An 11,894-nucleotide genomic window follows, 5' to 3' on the forward strand; every position below is an offset into this window, starting at 1 on the left:
CCATGACCGTGACGCTGGCAGTCGTTTCGGGGGTGCTCGCAGCCGTCTTCCTGGGCTCGGGCGGCGCAAAGCTCGCCGGTGCCGCGAGCATGCGCAAGAGCGCCGACCACTTCGGACTGTCCTTCCAGAACTTCCGGCTGATCGGCGTCGCCGAGGTGGCCGGCGCGGTCGGGCTGCTCATCGGCCTCGCCGTGAAGCCGCTTGGCGCGGCAGCCGCGATCGGACTCTTCCTGACGATGGCGGGGGCGGTGGTGTACCACCGCAGGGCCTCCGACTCGGTGGGCGAGACCCTCCCGGCCGCAGTGCTCGCCCTGATCGCGGCCGGACTGGCCGTGCTGTTCGCGCAGTCGATGTGAAGCCCCTCGACGTGAACCCGTCGATGTGAACCCCCGGCCCGAACGAAGGAGCCCCCGTGCAGAACCCGAAGCAGCTGACCATCGACGTCTACGCGGACATCGCCTGCCCCTGGTGCCGGATAGGGCGCAACCGGCTGCGGCAGGCCGCCGCCGCCCTGCGCGACGAGGTCCAGCTCGAAATCCGCCATCTGCCGCACCAGCTGGACCCGGCCGAGCCGGATGAGCCCATGCCGCTGCGGGAGTCGCTGAGCCGCAAGTTCGGCGCCGAGAACACCGAGAAGATGTTCACCGAGATGACCGCGCTGGGCGGCCGCGAGGGGCTCGACTTCAACCTGGAACACGCCCGCGCCGTGAACACCTTCACCGCGCACCGCCTGCTGCGCTTCGCCGAGGAGCGGCACGGCACCCGCGTCCAGACAGCCCTCTCCGAGCGGCTCTACGAGGCGTACTTCCGCGACGGCCTGAACATCGCCGACCACGGGACGCTGGCCGAGCTCGCCCACCGGGCCGGCATCGACCCGGAGCAGGCGAAGGCCTTCCTCGCCTCGGAGGAAGGGATCGCGGAGACCCGCGAGAGGATCGCGGAAACCCGCGCGAGCGGAGTGACCACGGTGCCCACGACCGTCCTCCCCGACGGCACCCGGTTCGAGGGTGTGCAGGAGACGGAGGCGCTCGTCCAGGCACTGCACAAGGCCGCGGCGGCAGTCTGACCGGAAGCGCCGACCGGAAGAGTGGGATCGCGTGCCGCCCCGGCAGTCAGCTGCGCTCCGCTGCCGGGGCCGGCACCGCCGGCTGGGCCAGGACCATCCGCACGGACTCGCGCCATGTGATCACCGGGGCGTCTGCCGGCAGGGCGATGTCCTCCTGAGGCCAGTCGATGACGAGCACCGTGGGACCGTCGAGGCTCTCCAGCACCCGGCTGTAGAAATCCTGCCGGAAATCAGTCGTGGGCGTTCCCTCGTACACGAGGAAATGCTGAGGGCGGTACGCCTCGATGGCATACGCCGTCGTCGTCGTCACCGACGCCGCGTTCGTTGATCCGGAGCAGTCTCCGGAACCCCACCGTGTGGCCGTCTCGCCCAGCACCAGGGCCGTCCCCCCGTGGGGACGCGCCAGGGCGTGAGCCTGGACGGAGGCCTCGGCCAGCCAGTGCTCGCCGACAGCCGTGAGCAGCCGGTTGGACGGCACTCCGAGGCGGCGGACGATGCGGCTCAGGCTGCTGGTGGACAGATGGACGCCGAAGTCCCGCTCCACGAGTTTCTTGACGCTGCCGCAGCACCAGACGCGCTCGTCGCCGACGTCGAAATGGTCCGGCCCGCCCGTACCCAGCATGGTGTAGAGCCTGCAGAGCTGTACGTCGTCCAGCTTGCGGGGCCGCCCACGCGCCGGGCGTGTCCGGAGCGCTTCGACACCGCCCTGCTCGTATCGCTTCATCCAGTTGTAGACCACCGTGCGGGAGACCCCGAGCGCCTGGGAGACCTCCGAGACGGGGACGCCGTTGGCAACTCGTTCCACAGCACGCTTGCGTAAATGAAACATCGTTTGACGCTTGACCTGACGGCCATCATGGCGACGCACGAAATACCCCCGTATGCGGATGTACGAGTCCGAGGGGGTGGCGTGCAGAAACCGGTTGTGCCCTTCAGGCCACCCGGCAAGTCCCCGTGGTTCGGGCGACCGCCAACTCGGCGGCAGCGTAGGTCGGCCCGAGCAAGCGTGTCAACGGACAGCAGATCCGGTCGAGTTGAGCCCAGTTCAGTTCAGCATCGAGCGCGCCGCGTGCGCCCGGCGCCTGATCTTCGCCGCCGTCGCCGGCTCGACCGCCGAGACGATGTCCGCGTACGCGTCCATCTCCGCCGCGCCCGCGAGGAAGTCGCCGCGCTGGACGAGGAGCTGGGCGCGCTCGAAGCGGAGACGGGCCGGGTGGGAGGGCAGGAGGAGGGAGAGGTCGACGGCCCACAGCGCGACATCCGTGCGTTCCGGGCGGGCGGCGGCCCACGCGCGGATGTTGTTGAGTATCCGCAGGACGATCTCCAGCGGATCCGCCGGGACCAGCATCGACGGGTCGAGCGCCGCGCCCGTCGCGCCCACGACGAGCAGCTCCGCGTCCGCCCCGGTCAGCAGACGGCCGCCCGCGAAGGGGTCCGCGAGGACGGGCTTCGCCGGGTCGCCGAAGCCGACGACGAAGTGGCCGGGGAGGGAGACACCGTACACGGGCGCCCCCGCACGGCGGGCGACCTCGAGCCAGACGACCGAGAGCAGGATCGGCAGGCCGCGACGGCGCTGCAGGACGTGGTGGAGCAGGGAGGACTCCAGGCGCTGGTAGCAGCCGGGAGTGCCGTGGAAGCCGCAGCGCTCGCCGAGCAGGCCGGCCAGCGCCGCCACCCAGGCCTCCGGCCCGACGATGCCGTACGGCACCAGACCCGCCAGCCGGTCCAGCTCGATCTGGGCGGCGTCGAGCCCCGCCTCGTCCAGTGCCGGGTCGGCCTCCGTGCCCACGAGCAGGCACAGCGTCGCGAGGTCGGGCCGTGCGGAGCGGGCCTCCTCGGCGAACCTGCGGCGCCAGTGGCGCGTGGGCTCGGGATGCGGCGGGTGCATATGCGTCTCGTACCCGCTCAGGAAGATCGGGAGTATCCGAAATGGTGATAGAGGTGATGGATCGCGAAACCCATTCCCTCGTACAACGCCCGCGCGCCGCCGTTGTCCGTCTCGACCTGCAGCCACGCCGCCGATGCGCCCTCCTCCAGGGCCCGCCGCGCGAGCGCTGCCATCACGGCCGTCGCCAGGCCCTGCCTGCGGTACTCCGGAGCCACCTCCACCGCCATGAACCCCGCCCAGCGGCCGTCGACCACACAGCGACCGATCGCGGCAGGGGTGTCACCCTCGCCCGGTACCGTCGCGAACCACACCGAAGGCCCGCTGGACAGGACCTTCAGCACATGTGGGCCAGGCACACCGGTCCGCTGGTAGCGCCGGAGCCACGCCTCGTCGACCGACCGCCCCAGCCGCACCCGCGACACCTCGGCGTCCAGGTCCCCGACCGCCGCGAGCCCGCCCGTCCGCAGCTCAGCCGTCACCTCGCGCTCCCAGCCGCGCTGCTCCAGCTCGGCGCAGAGCCGCTCCTGGGTACCCTCCGCCCCCGTCGCGGTCTGGATGTACGCCGGAAGATCACGATCCGCGTACCAGGTCCGCACCCGCGTCAACGCATCGTCCAGCGGCATCCCCGGATCGCCGAGGGGCAGCACCGAGTTCGCCCGCCGCGTGAAGCCGGACGCCGCCCGCAGCACCCACTCCCCGAGCGGCTCGCTCTCCACCGGCTGCCAGGCCCGCGCCGACACCCGCGCGAGCTCATCGAAGGACGCCGCGGGACCCCGTCGACGGGCCGGCGCAGATGGGACGACCTTGCCCGCGACCAGCGAGGATTCCGGGATCCGGACAGTCTCCCCGGTCCTCCGTGTGATCAGCAGCACACCTTCGTCCCATGATGTGAGAACACCGACCGTGTCGGTGAACATCCGCGACCCGCCCCCCGGCTCGGCGCGCCGTCGCACCGACACACGTTTTCCCACGTCAGAGGGGGTGATGCGGACCTCCAGTCGTCCGCCTGCAGTGAATTCCACAGCTCAGTCCTCCCCTCCTGTTCGGATCATCCCCAGGAACGGAGATACTAGGTGCGGGCATCGACGACGCCGCGCTCCCGCGCAGCCCCGCGGCGAGCCGCAGATCGGACGCCGCGCCCTACCGAGGAGGAACGACAGCGTGACCTACGTCATCGCGCAGCCTTGTGTCGACGTCAAGGACAAGGCGTGCATCGAGGAGTGCCCCGTCGACTGCATCTACGAGGGCCAGCGGTCCTTGTACATCCACCCGGACGAATGCGTCGACTGCGGAGCATGTGAGCCGGTCTGCCCGGTCGAGGCGATCTTCTACGAGGACGACACTCCCGAGGAGTGGAAGGACTACTACAAGGCGAACGTCGAGTTCTTCGACGAGCTCGGTTCGCCGGGTGGCGCGTCCAAGCTGGGTCTGATCGAGCGCGACCACCCCTTCATCGCCGCTCTGCCGCCGCAGAACGGCTGATCGCGCGATCTCGGTCCCGTACGGTTCGTCCGCCGTACGGGGCCGTGGCGTTTTCGTACGTACGAGAAAGTGAGCACCCGCCCGTGAGCGCAGTCTCTTCGCGCCTCCCCGTCTTCCCCTGGGACAAGCTCGAGCCGTACAAAGAGACGGCCTCGGCCCACCCGGACGGCATCGTCGACCTGTCCGTCGGCACGCCCGTCGACCCGGTTCCTGCCCTGATCCAGGAGGCCCTCGTCGCGGCCGCGGACTCGCCCGGCTATCCGACGGTGTGGGGGACGGCGGCGCTGCGGGACGCGCTGGTGTCGTGGTGCGAGCGACGGCTCGGCGCGGTGTCGTTCGCGCCCACCAATGTGCTGCCGGTGGTGGGGTCCAAGGAACTGGTGGCCTGGCTGCCGACCCAGCTGGGCCTGGGCGTCGGCGACAAGGTCGCGTACCCGCGGCTCGCCTACCCGACGTACGAGGTCGGCGCGCGACTGTGCGGGGCGACTCCCGTCGTGTACGACGACCCCACGGAGCTCGACCCGTCCGGGCTGAAGCTGCTCTGGCTGAACTCGCCGTCGAACCCGACCGGCCGGGTCCTGTCCAAGGACGAGCTGACCCGGATCGTGGCGTGGGCGCGCGAGCACGGCGTCCTCGTCCTCAGCGACGAGTGCTATCTGGAGCTGGGCTGGGAGGCCGAGCCCGTCTCCGTACTGCACCCGGACGTCTCCGGCGGATCGTACGAGGGCATCGTCTCCGTGCACTCGCTGTCCAAGCGCTCGAACCTGGCGGGCTACCGGGCCGCTTTCGTGGCGGGCGACCCGGCCGTGCTGGGTGAACTGCTCCAGATCCGCAAGCACGGCGGGATGATGACGCCCGCGCCGGTGCAGGCGGCGACCGTTGCGGCGCTCGGCGACGACACGCATGTCGCGGAGCAGCGGGCCCGGTACGCGGCCCGGCGCGACGCGCTGCGCGAGGCGCTGCTGAAGCACGGCTTCCGGATCGAGCACAGCGAGGCGAGCCTCTATCTGTGGGCGACTCGCGACGAGCCCTGCTGGGACACGGTGGCGCACCTGGCGGAGCTGGGCATTCTCGTCGCGCCCGGAGACTTCTACGGGGCGGCGGGCGAACGGTTCGTGCGCGTCGCCTTCACGGCGACCGACGAGCGGGTGGAGGCGGCGGTGAAGCGCCTCGGCTGACGGTATGCGGAAGGCATACGGAAGGGCCCTCGTGAGCACGTGCTCCCGAGGGCCCTTCCGTACGTGCGGTGGTGACTAGCCGAGCAGCCCGTCGGCCGGGAGCTGGTTCGTCGGCAGCTCGCCGGTCGGCAGCTGGTCGGCCGGGAGCTGGTCGGTCGGAAGCTGATCGGTCGGAAGCTGGCCGGTCGGCAGCGCGTTGCCCGCGTCCGGAACCGGCACCCCGCCCGTCAGTTCCCCGGCCGCGGGCACGGCCTGCTCCGCCGCGGTGCCCGCCGTCCGGCCCGCGAGGTCGGTGGTGCTGCCGACCGCCTGGCCGGCCGCGTCCTGCGCGGCGGGGGCGCCCGTCTTGACCGCCTGCCCGGCGGTCCTGCTCGCGGCGGGCAGGCCCGTGCCGACCAGCTTGCCGCCGGCCTCGCTCGCCAGACCGGTCGCCTGCTGCGCGGCACCGCTCGCGGTGTCGGCGGCCTCGGCGCTGTCGAGCTGGGTCAGGCCGCCCAGGTTCTGGGCCTGGGAGAGGTCCACGGCGCTTGCGGAGCCGGCCGCACCGACCACGGGAGCTGCACCCGCTGCTACGAGCAGCGCGGCACGGGCGATCCGGCGGGTCAGGGGGAGGGACATGATGCTCCTTCGACGAGAGAACGTTGGGTGTTGCCTGTCCGGCGGTCGGACGCAGTGACAACCGTCCTTGGGCCCGGGATGGTTGCGGTGGGCCGAGGTAAAGAGTTTGCAATGCATCGCATAATCGGCTGCGGACAAAAACGGGCGAACAATGCGCGTCCAGACAGCTTGGTGAACCGTCACTTCCCTTTTCGCGCAAGGGAATTACGGATATCCGTCGAACGTGCCCGAACGTCCCGCAGAAATCTCGCCCACTCGCGCCGCGGGCCCCACGGGGGAGTGAGGTGCTGGACGCCTGAGCGATACGAATTCGGGGGCCGCGGGGCATGGCGCTCGGCGGTAACGGCCACACACCAAGCCCGTCCGGCGTTTGAGGACGGACACGCGGGCCGGCCGGACGGTACCGGCCACATTCCCGGAGTGCGGTGCGGAGCACCGTAAAACGGGGTCTGGGGAGCTCCAGTTCGGGAAAGGGCGGGGCGGGGGCTGTGTCCGATGTGCGGCTCCGCCGCGTGGCCCGCGGCAGGCGCCCGCCCGCCTACCGCGCGACGCGGATCCTGACCTCACCCGCGCCGGCGCCCGCGTCCGTCGACGTCCAGCCCTCGTCCGCCTCGGCCGCGCTCCAGACACGCCCCGCGTACGAGACCTCCTCGATGCGCAGCACGGACGCCTGAGCCACCGCCCAGTGGGCCAGTTCCCAGCCCCGCCGGGACGCGCCACCGGCGGCCCCGCCGGTGCCCTTGCCCTTGCCCGCACCCGCCCCGGCCGTCGCGTTCACCGGCACGGTCAGCTCGCCACCGTCCACGCCCCGGGACGCGGGCAGCACGCCGGTGCCGAAGGAGCGGGTCAGCTCCGCGCGCAGCTCGGCCGGGTCGCCCGGACCGGGCTCCCGACCGGCCGTGCAGGTCAGGGCGGCGGACGCACGCCCGGTGAGCGCGGCCGCCAGCAGGGAGGCGTCCGGCTCGTGCTTCGCGTACGCCTGCGGGAAACCGCTGCGCTGCACGCGCTGCGCCGCCTCGGTCAGCGGGAGCCGCGAATAGCCCGGCACCTCGGCGAGGTGGTCGTAGAACTTCCCGGCGGAGTACACCGGGTCGAGGATCTGCTGAGGGGTTCCCCAGCCCTGCGAGGGGCGCTGCTGGAAGAGGCCGAGCGAGTCCCGGTCGCCGTGCCCGATGTTGCGCAGCGCGGACTCCTGCAGGGCCGTCGCCAGGGCGATCGTGACCGCGCGCTCGGGCATCCCGCGGGTCGTGCCGACCGCGGAGATCGTGGCGGCGTTGGCGGCCATCTCCGGGGTGAGCTCGTACGACGTACCGGAGCCGGAGCCGGAATCCGCACCGTCGGCCGAGCTCACCACGCACCGCGGCGCGCCCCCGCCTCCGCTCACGTACTGCACGACCACATACGCGACCAGCGCCAGCAGCACGGCGAGCGCGGCCGTGCTGCGCAGAAGGCGGCCGCGCCGGACGGGGGAGGCGGTCTCGGTCACGCTGCACACCGTACCGGCCCTCTCCCGCCGTCCCGGCGTGGGTCGGGGCCTGATCCACAAGACAGGCCCCGCATGCGGGGCGCTAGGGTCGGTGCCATGTCCGAAACCGCGCTTGACCTCACCCTGGACGGCCCGGCACTGACCGCCAGGCTCGTCGACTTCCCGTCGGTCAGCGGCAGCGAGAAGGCCCTAGCCGACGCGATCGAAGAGGCGCTGCGCCGGCTGCCGCACCTCACGGTCGACCGGCACGGCAACAACGTCGTGGCCCGTACGAACCTGGGCCGCGCCGAGCGGGTCGTCCTCGCGGGCCACATCGACACGGTGCCGATCGCCGACAACCTCCCCTCCAGGCTGGACGAGAACGGCATCCTGTGGGGCTGTGGCACCTCGGACATGAAGTCGGGCGTCGCCGTCCAGCTGCGGATCGCCGCGACCGTCCCGGCCCCGAACCGCGACCTCACCTTCGTCTTCTACGACAACGAAGAGGTCGCCGCACACCTCAACGGTCTGGGGCATGTAGCCGAGGCCCACCCCGACTGGCTGGAGGGTGACTTCGCCGTACTGCTGGAGCCTTCCGACGCCCAGGTCGAGGGCGGTTGCCAGGGCACGCTGCGGGTCCATCTCCGTACGACAGGCGAGCGCGCACACTCCGCGCGCAGTTGGATGGGGTCCAACGCCATTCACGCCGTCGGCCCGATCCTGGCCCGCCTCGCCGCGTACGAGCCGCGCCGCCCGGTGATCGACGGACTCGAGTACCGGGAGGGGCTCAACGCCGTCGGGATCGAGGGCGGCGTCGCCACCAACGTCATCCCCGACGAGTGCACCGTCGTGATCAACTACCGCTACGCCCCGGACCGCAGCATGGCGGAGGCCGAGGCCCACGTCCGCGAGGTCTTCGCGGACTGCGGAGTCACCGAGTTCGTCGTCGACGACCACACGGGCGGAGCGCTGCCCGGGCTCTCGCATCCGGCGGCCGCCGCGTTCATGGAGGCCGTCGGCGGGGCGGCCCGGCCGAAGTTCGGCTGGACCGATGTCTCGCGGTTCAGCGCGCTCGGTGTCCCCGCCGTGAACTACGGGCCGGCCGACCCGCTCTTCGCCCACAAGCGCGACGAACATGTGGCCATCGACAAGATCACGCACTGCGAGGAGCGGCTCCGGGACTGGCTCTCAGCCTGACCCCCACTGTTCGACCCGCGGAATTTCGCCCGTGTCCACCTCCGTCGACCTACGCTGACCTGGAACGAGCACCGCAGCGGAGGGAGCAGGTCATGGGCAACCCCGACGAAGCACGGAGGCCGGAGGAACAGCGGCTGGGACCGGTGCTGCGCCGCAGAGAGCAGATCCAGCCCGGCACCACGGATCAGCGGCTGCTGGACACCGAGGGCGACTCCGAGTGGGTGCACACCGATCCCTGGCGGGTCATGCGCATCCAGTCGGAGTTCGTCGAGGGCTTCGGCGCCCTCGCCGAACTGCCCAGCGCCATCAGCGTCTTCGGCTCCGCGCGGACCGCCCCCGGCACTCCCGAGTACGACGCGGGCGTGCGCATCGGCAGGGCCCTCGTCGACGCCGGCTTCGCGGTGATCACCGGGGGCGGGCCCGGTGCGATGGAGGCCGCCAACAGGGGCGCGCGGGAGGCCCGGGGCATCTCCGTCGGGCTCGGTATCGAGCTGCCCTTCGAGCAGGGGCTCAACCCGCACGTCGACATCGGCGTGAACTTCCGGTACTTCTTCGTCCGCAAGACGATGTTCGTCAAGTACGCGCAGGGCTTCGTGGTCATGCCCGGCGGATTCGGCACCCTGGACGAGCTCTTCGAGGCCCTCACCCTCGTCCAGACCCGCAAGGTGACCCGCTTCCCGATCGTGCTCTTCGGGACGGAGTACTGGTCCGGCCTGGTCGACTGGTTGCGCAACACCGTGATCGCCCAGGGCAAGGCGTCCGCCCGGGACCTGCTGCTCTTCCACGTCACGGACGACGTGGACGAGGCGGTCGCCCTCGTCACGAAGGAGACCGGCCCGCCCCCGCCGATCCCCTACGAGGGCTACGAGGCCTAGGGCCCGGACTCGAGCCGGACTCGGCCCGGACTCAGGCCAGTCCCCGGCGGGCGACCGCCGGGGGCCGGTGGCCCGCGATCGACGCCACCATGTCCAGTACCTGCCGGGTCTCCGCGACCTCGTGCACGCGGTAGACCTGCGCACCGAGCCACGCCGACACCGCGGTCGTCGCGAGCGTGCCGATCACGCGCTCCTTCACCGGGCGGTCGAGCGTCTCGCCGACGAAGTCCTTGTTCGAGAGGGACACCAGCACCGGCCAGCCCGTCTCCACCATCTCGCCGAGCCGCCGGGTCGCCTCCAGCGAGTGCCGGGTGTTCTTCCCGAAGTCATGACCTGGGTCGATGAGGATGCCGTCCCGGCGCACGCCGAGTTCCACGGCCCGCTCCGCCAGCCCGGTCGTCACCCGCAGAATGTCCGCCATCACGTCGTCGTACGCGATCCGGTGCGGCCGCGTCCTCGGCTCCGCGCCGCCCGCGTGCGTGCACACCAGCCCCACCCCGAAGCGGGCCGCCACCTCGGCCAGCTTCGGGTCCACGCCGCCCCACGCGTCGTTCAGCAGATCCGCGCCCGCCTCGCAGACAGCCGCCGCCACGTCATGGCGCCAGGTGTCGACGCTGATCACCACGTCCGGGAAGCGCCGGCGGACCTCGGCGACGAAACCGACCGTGCGACGGGCCTCCTCCTCGGCCGTCACCTCCTCCCCGGGACCGGCCTTCACGCCACCGATGTCGATGATGGCGGCGCCCTCCGACACCGCGTGCTCGACGCGGGCGAGGGCGGGCTCGTCGCGGAACGTCGCGCCCTGGTCGTAGAAGGAGTCCGGGGTCCGGTTCACGATGGCCATGATCACCGGCTCGTGCGCGCCGAATTCGCGCCGCCCCAGCCGCAGAGTCCCGCTGCGCATCCCCTGCATCCGCTGTTTCCTCCTCGCGATCGGTCGCCTGCGACCTTAACTGTCGGTGGCGCATGGCACGATCGGCAGCGGACGGTTTCCTGCTCCGGGGAGAGGCACGCTGTGTTCTGGTTCTTGCTGATCGCGATGGTCGTGGTGGTCGCCGCGGTCACCCTGGCGGTGGTCGGCGGCGGTGAGAGCGCGGTCCTTCCGGAGGTGGCGCCCGAGCAGCTGGTGGACCCGCTGCCGACGGCGCGGCCGGTCGGCCGCGCGGACATCGATGCGCTGCGGCTGCCGGTGGCGCCGCGGGGCTACCGGATGGCGGATGTCGACGAGGTCCTCGACCGGCTGGGCGCGGAACTCGCGGAGCGGGATGCGCGGATCGCCGAGCTGGAGTCGGCCCTGGCCGGGCGGCAGGCGACGGAGACAGGGCCGCGGGAGCTGTTCGGCGAGCAGCCGGGTGACCGTCCCGGCGGGCGGCCCGGCGGCTTCTTCGACAAGCGCCCTGGTGAGGACTTCGACGAGCGGCCCGCCGGGTATCCCGGGGACGAGCGCCCGGGGCCGGAGGAGGAGCGATGAGCGGCGGCGCGATCGCGGGCCCGGACGGGCGGCTGCGCTGCCCCTGGGGCCTGTCCACCGAGGACTATGTGGCGTACCACGACGAGGAGTGGGGCCGCCCGGTCCACGGGGACGACGCACTGTTCGAGCGGCTCTGTCTGGAGGCCTTCCAGTCCGGGCTGTCCTGGATCACGATCCTGCGCCGCCGCGAGGGCTTCCGGCAGGCCTTCGACAGTTTCAAGATCGCGTCGGTGGCGGCCTTCACGGACGCCGACACGGAGCGCCTGCTCGCCGACCCGGGAATCATCCGCAACCGCGCCAAGATCGAGGCGACCCTCGCCAACGCGCGGGTGCTCGCGGACTGGCCGGCCGGCGAGCTGGACGCGCTGATCTGGTCGTACGCCCCGGACCCGGCCGCCCGCCCGGCGCCGCGCTCCCTCGCGGACATCCCGGCGGTCACGGACGAATCCACGGCCCTCTCCAAGGACCTCAAGAAGCGCGGCCTGCGCTTCATCGGCCCCACGACGGCGTACGCCCTGATGCAGGCCTGCGGCCTGGTCGACGACCACCTGGCGGACTGCGTGGCCCGCGTCGCGGCGGTCACCGCGTAGAGCACGCACCGGGGACCCCGGACCACCGGAGCCCCCGGATCACCGGGGACCCCGGATCACCGGA

The 11,894-nt window shown here is 71.8% G+C and carries 14 protein-coding genes; 8 read left to right on the top strand and 6 right to left on the bottom strand.

The genetic code is table 11. The features are described from left to right. Nucleotides 1–2 precede the first annotated feature (2 nt). Together ACWCXB_RS00700 and ACWCXB_RS00705 are read left to right on the top strand one after the other, a co-directional pair. Nucleotides 3–356 (top strand): DoxX family protein, encoded by a 354-nt coding sequence (locus ACWCXB_RS00700; protein ID WP_450717496.1) that lies wholly within the window; start codon nt 3–5, stop codon nt 354–356. Between the two features lie 56 nt (nt 357–412). After that, nucleotides 413–1,066, top strand: a complete 654-nt coding sequence (locus ACWCXB_RS00705) for a DsbA family oxidoreductase (protein ID WP_450717498.1) — start codon at nt 413–415, stop codon at nt 1,064–1,066. Between the two features lie 46 nt (nt 1,067–1,112). Here the strand turns inward: ACWCXB_RS00705 and ACWCXB_RS00710 are convergent, their stop codons facing one another. From ACWCXB_RS00710 to ACWCXB_RS00720, 3 genes are all read right to left on the bottom strand, one after another. Next, entirely contained in the window at nt 1,113–1,895 is a 783-nt protein-coding gene (locus ACWCXB_RS00710; RefSeq protein ID WP_450717499.1) for a helix-turn-helix domain-containing protein, read from the bottom strand. A 216-nt stretch (nt 1,896–2,111) separates the two neighbouring features. Then, nucleotides 2,112–2,954, bottom strand: a complete 843-nt coding sequence (locus ACWCXB_RS00715) for a transglutaminase family protein (protein ID WP_450717501.1) — start codon at nt 2,952–2,954, stop codon at nt 2,112–2,114. 17 nt (nt 2,955–2,971) lie between these two features. Continuing rightward, entirely contained in the window at nt 2,972–3,976 is a 1,005-nt protein-coding gene (locus ACWCXB_RS00720) for a GNAT family N-acetyltransferase (protein ID WP_450717503.1), read from the bottom strand. Between the two features lie 139 nt (nt 3,977–4,115). On the opposite strand from ACWCXB_RS00720, the gene fdxA reads away from it, so the two are divergent. Both fdxA and ACWCXB_RS00730 read left to right on the top strand, forming a co-directional pair. After that, nucleotides 4,116–4,436 (top strand): ferredoxin, encoded by a 321-nt coding sequence (gene fdxA, locus ACWCXB_RS00725; protein ID WP_010474859.1) that lies wholly within the window; start codon nt 4,116–4,118, stop codon nt 4,434–4,436. 83 nt (nt 4,437–4,519) lie between these two features. Further along, nucleotides 4,520–5,614 (top strand): bifunctional succinyldiaminopimelate transaminase/glutamate-prephenate aminotransferase, encoded by a 1,095-nt coding sequence (locus ACWCXB_RS00730; RefSeq protein ID WP_450717505.1) that lies wholly within the window; start codon nt 4,520–4,522, stop codon nt 5,612–5,614. A gap of 75 nt (nt 5,615–5,689) precedes the next feature. Here the strand turns inward: ACWCXB_RS00730 and ACWCXB_RS00735 are convergent, their stop codons facing one another. Then, nucleotides 5,690–6,232 carry an ATP-binding protein gene (locus ACWCXB_RS00735; RefSeq protein WP_450717507.1) on the bottom strand — a complete coding sequence of 181 codons (543 nt, stop codon included), beginning with the start codon at nt 6,230–6,232 and terminating at the stop codon, nt 5,690–5,692. A gap of 538 nt (nt 6,233–6,770) precedes the next feature. Beyond that, the gene (locus ACWCXB_RS00740; protein WP_450717509.1) at nt 6,771–7,718 is read right to left on the bottom strand and encodes a hypothetical protein; all 948 of its coding nucleotides are present in this window, start codon (nt 7,716–7,718) and stop codon (nt 6,771–6,773) included. Between the two features lie 96 nt (nt 7,719–7,814). Between ACWCXB_RS00740 and dapE the strand changes: the two genes are divergently transcribed. Both dapE and ACWCXB_RS00750 read left to right on the top strand, forming a co-directional pair. Then, a complete protein-coding gene (gene dapE, locus ACWCXB_RS00745) occupies nt 7,815–8,894 on the top strand; it encodes a succinyl-diaminopimelate desuccinylase (RefSeq protein ID WP_450717511.1) in 1,080 nt (359 codons plus the stop codon). 92 nt (nt 8,895–8,986) lie between these two features. Continuing rightward, nucleotides 8,987–9,769: an LOG family protein gene (locus ACWCXB_RS00750; RefSeq protein ID WP_450717513.1), complete on the top strand. Its 783-nt coding sequence runs from the start codon at nt 8,987–8,989 to the stop codon at nt 9,767–9,769. A 31-nt stretch (nt 9,770–9,800) separates the two neighbouring features. On the opposite strand, the gene folP is transcribed toward ACWCXB_RS00750, so the two are convergent. Next, nucleotides 9,801–10,673, bottom strand: a complete 873-nt coding sequence (folP, locus tag ACWCXB_RS00755; protein ID WP_450717515.1) for a dihydropteroate synthase — start codon at nt 10,671–10,673, stop codon at nt 9,801–9,803. 111 nt (nt 10,674–10,784) lie between these two features. Between folP and ACWCXB_RS00760 the strand changes: the two genes are divergently transcribed. Together ACWCXB_RS00760 and ACWCXB_RS00765 are read left to right on the top strand one after the other, a co-directional pair. Continuing rightward, nucleotides 10,785–11,240, top strand: coding sequence for a DivIVA domain-containing protein (locus ACWCXB_RS00760; RefSeq protein WP_450717517.1), 456 nt, complete (start codon nt 10,785–10,787; stop codon nt 11,238–11,240). Next, complete coding sequence (locus ACWCXB_RS00765; protein ID WP_450717519.1) at nt 11,237–11,830, top strand: DNA-3-methyladenine glycosylase I; 594 nt, start codon at nt 11,237–11,239, stop codon at nt 11,828–11,830. Before ACWCXB_RS00760 ends, ACWCXB_RS00765 begins: the two co-directional genes overlap by 4 nt. The last annotated feature ends 64 nt before the right edge of the window (nt 11,831–11,894 follow it).

Source organism: Streptomyces sp. NPDC001514 (assembly GCF_053597075.1).

Excerpts from the sequence above, each read along its gene's own strand:
- ACWCXB_RS00735 (WP_450717507.1), bottom strand. The coding sequence starts at position 6,232 with ATGTCCCTCCCCCTGACCCGCCGGATCGCCCGTGCCGCGCTGCTCGTA.
- dapE (WP_450717511.1), top strand. The coding sequence starts at position 7,815 with ATGTCCGAAACCGCGCTTGACCTCACCCTGGACGGCCCGGCACTGACC.
- ACWCXB_RS00710 (WP_450717499.1), bottom strand. The coding sequence starts at position 1,895 with ATGTTTCATTTACGCAAGCGTGCTGTGGAACGAGTTGCCAACGGCGTC.
- folP (WP_450717515.1), bottom strand. The coding sequence starts at position 10,673 with ATGCGCAGCGGGACTCTGCGGCTGGGGCGGCGCGAATTCGGCGCGCAC.
- ACWCXB_RS00765 (WP_450717519.1), top strand. The coding sequence starts at position 11,237 with ATGAGCGGCGGCGCGATCGCGGGCCCGGACGGGCGGCTGCGCTGCCCC.
- ACWCXB_RS00715 (WP_450717501.1), bottom strand. The coding sequence starts at position 2,954 with ATGCACCCGCCGCATCCCGAGCCCACGCGCCACTGGCGCCGCAGGTTC.
- ACWCXB_RS00700 (WP_450717496.1), top strand. The coding sequence starts at position 3 with ATGACCGTGACGCTGGCAGTCGTTTCGGGGGTGCTCGCAGCCGTCTTC.
- ACWCXB_RS00750 (WP_450717513.1), top strand. The coding sequence starts at position 8,987 with ATGGGCAACCCCGACGAAGCACGGAGGCCGGAGGAACAGCGGCTGGGA.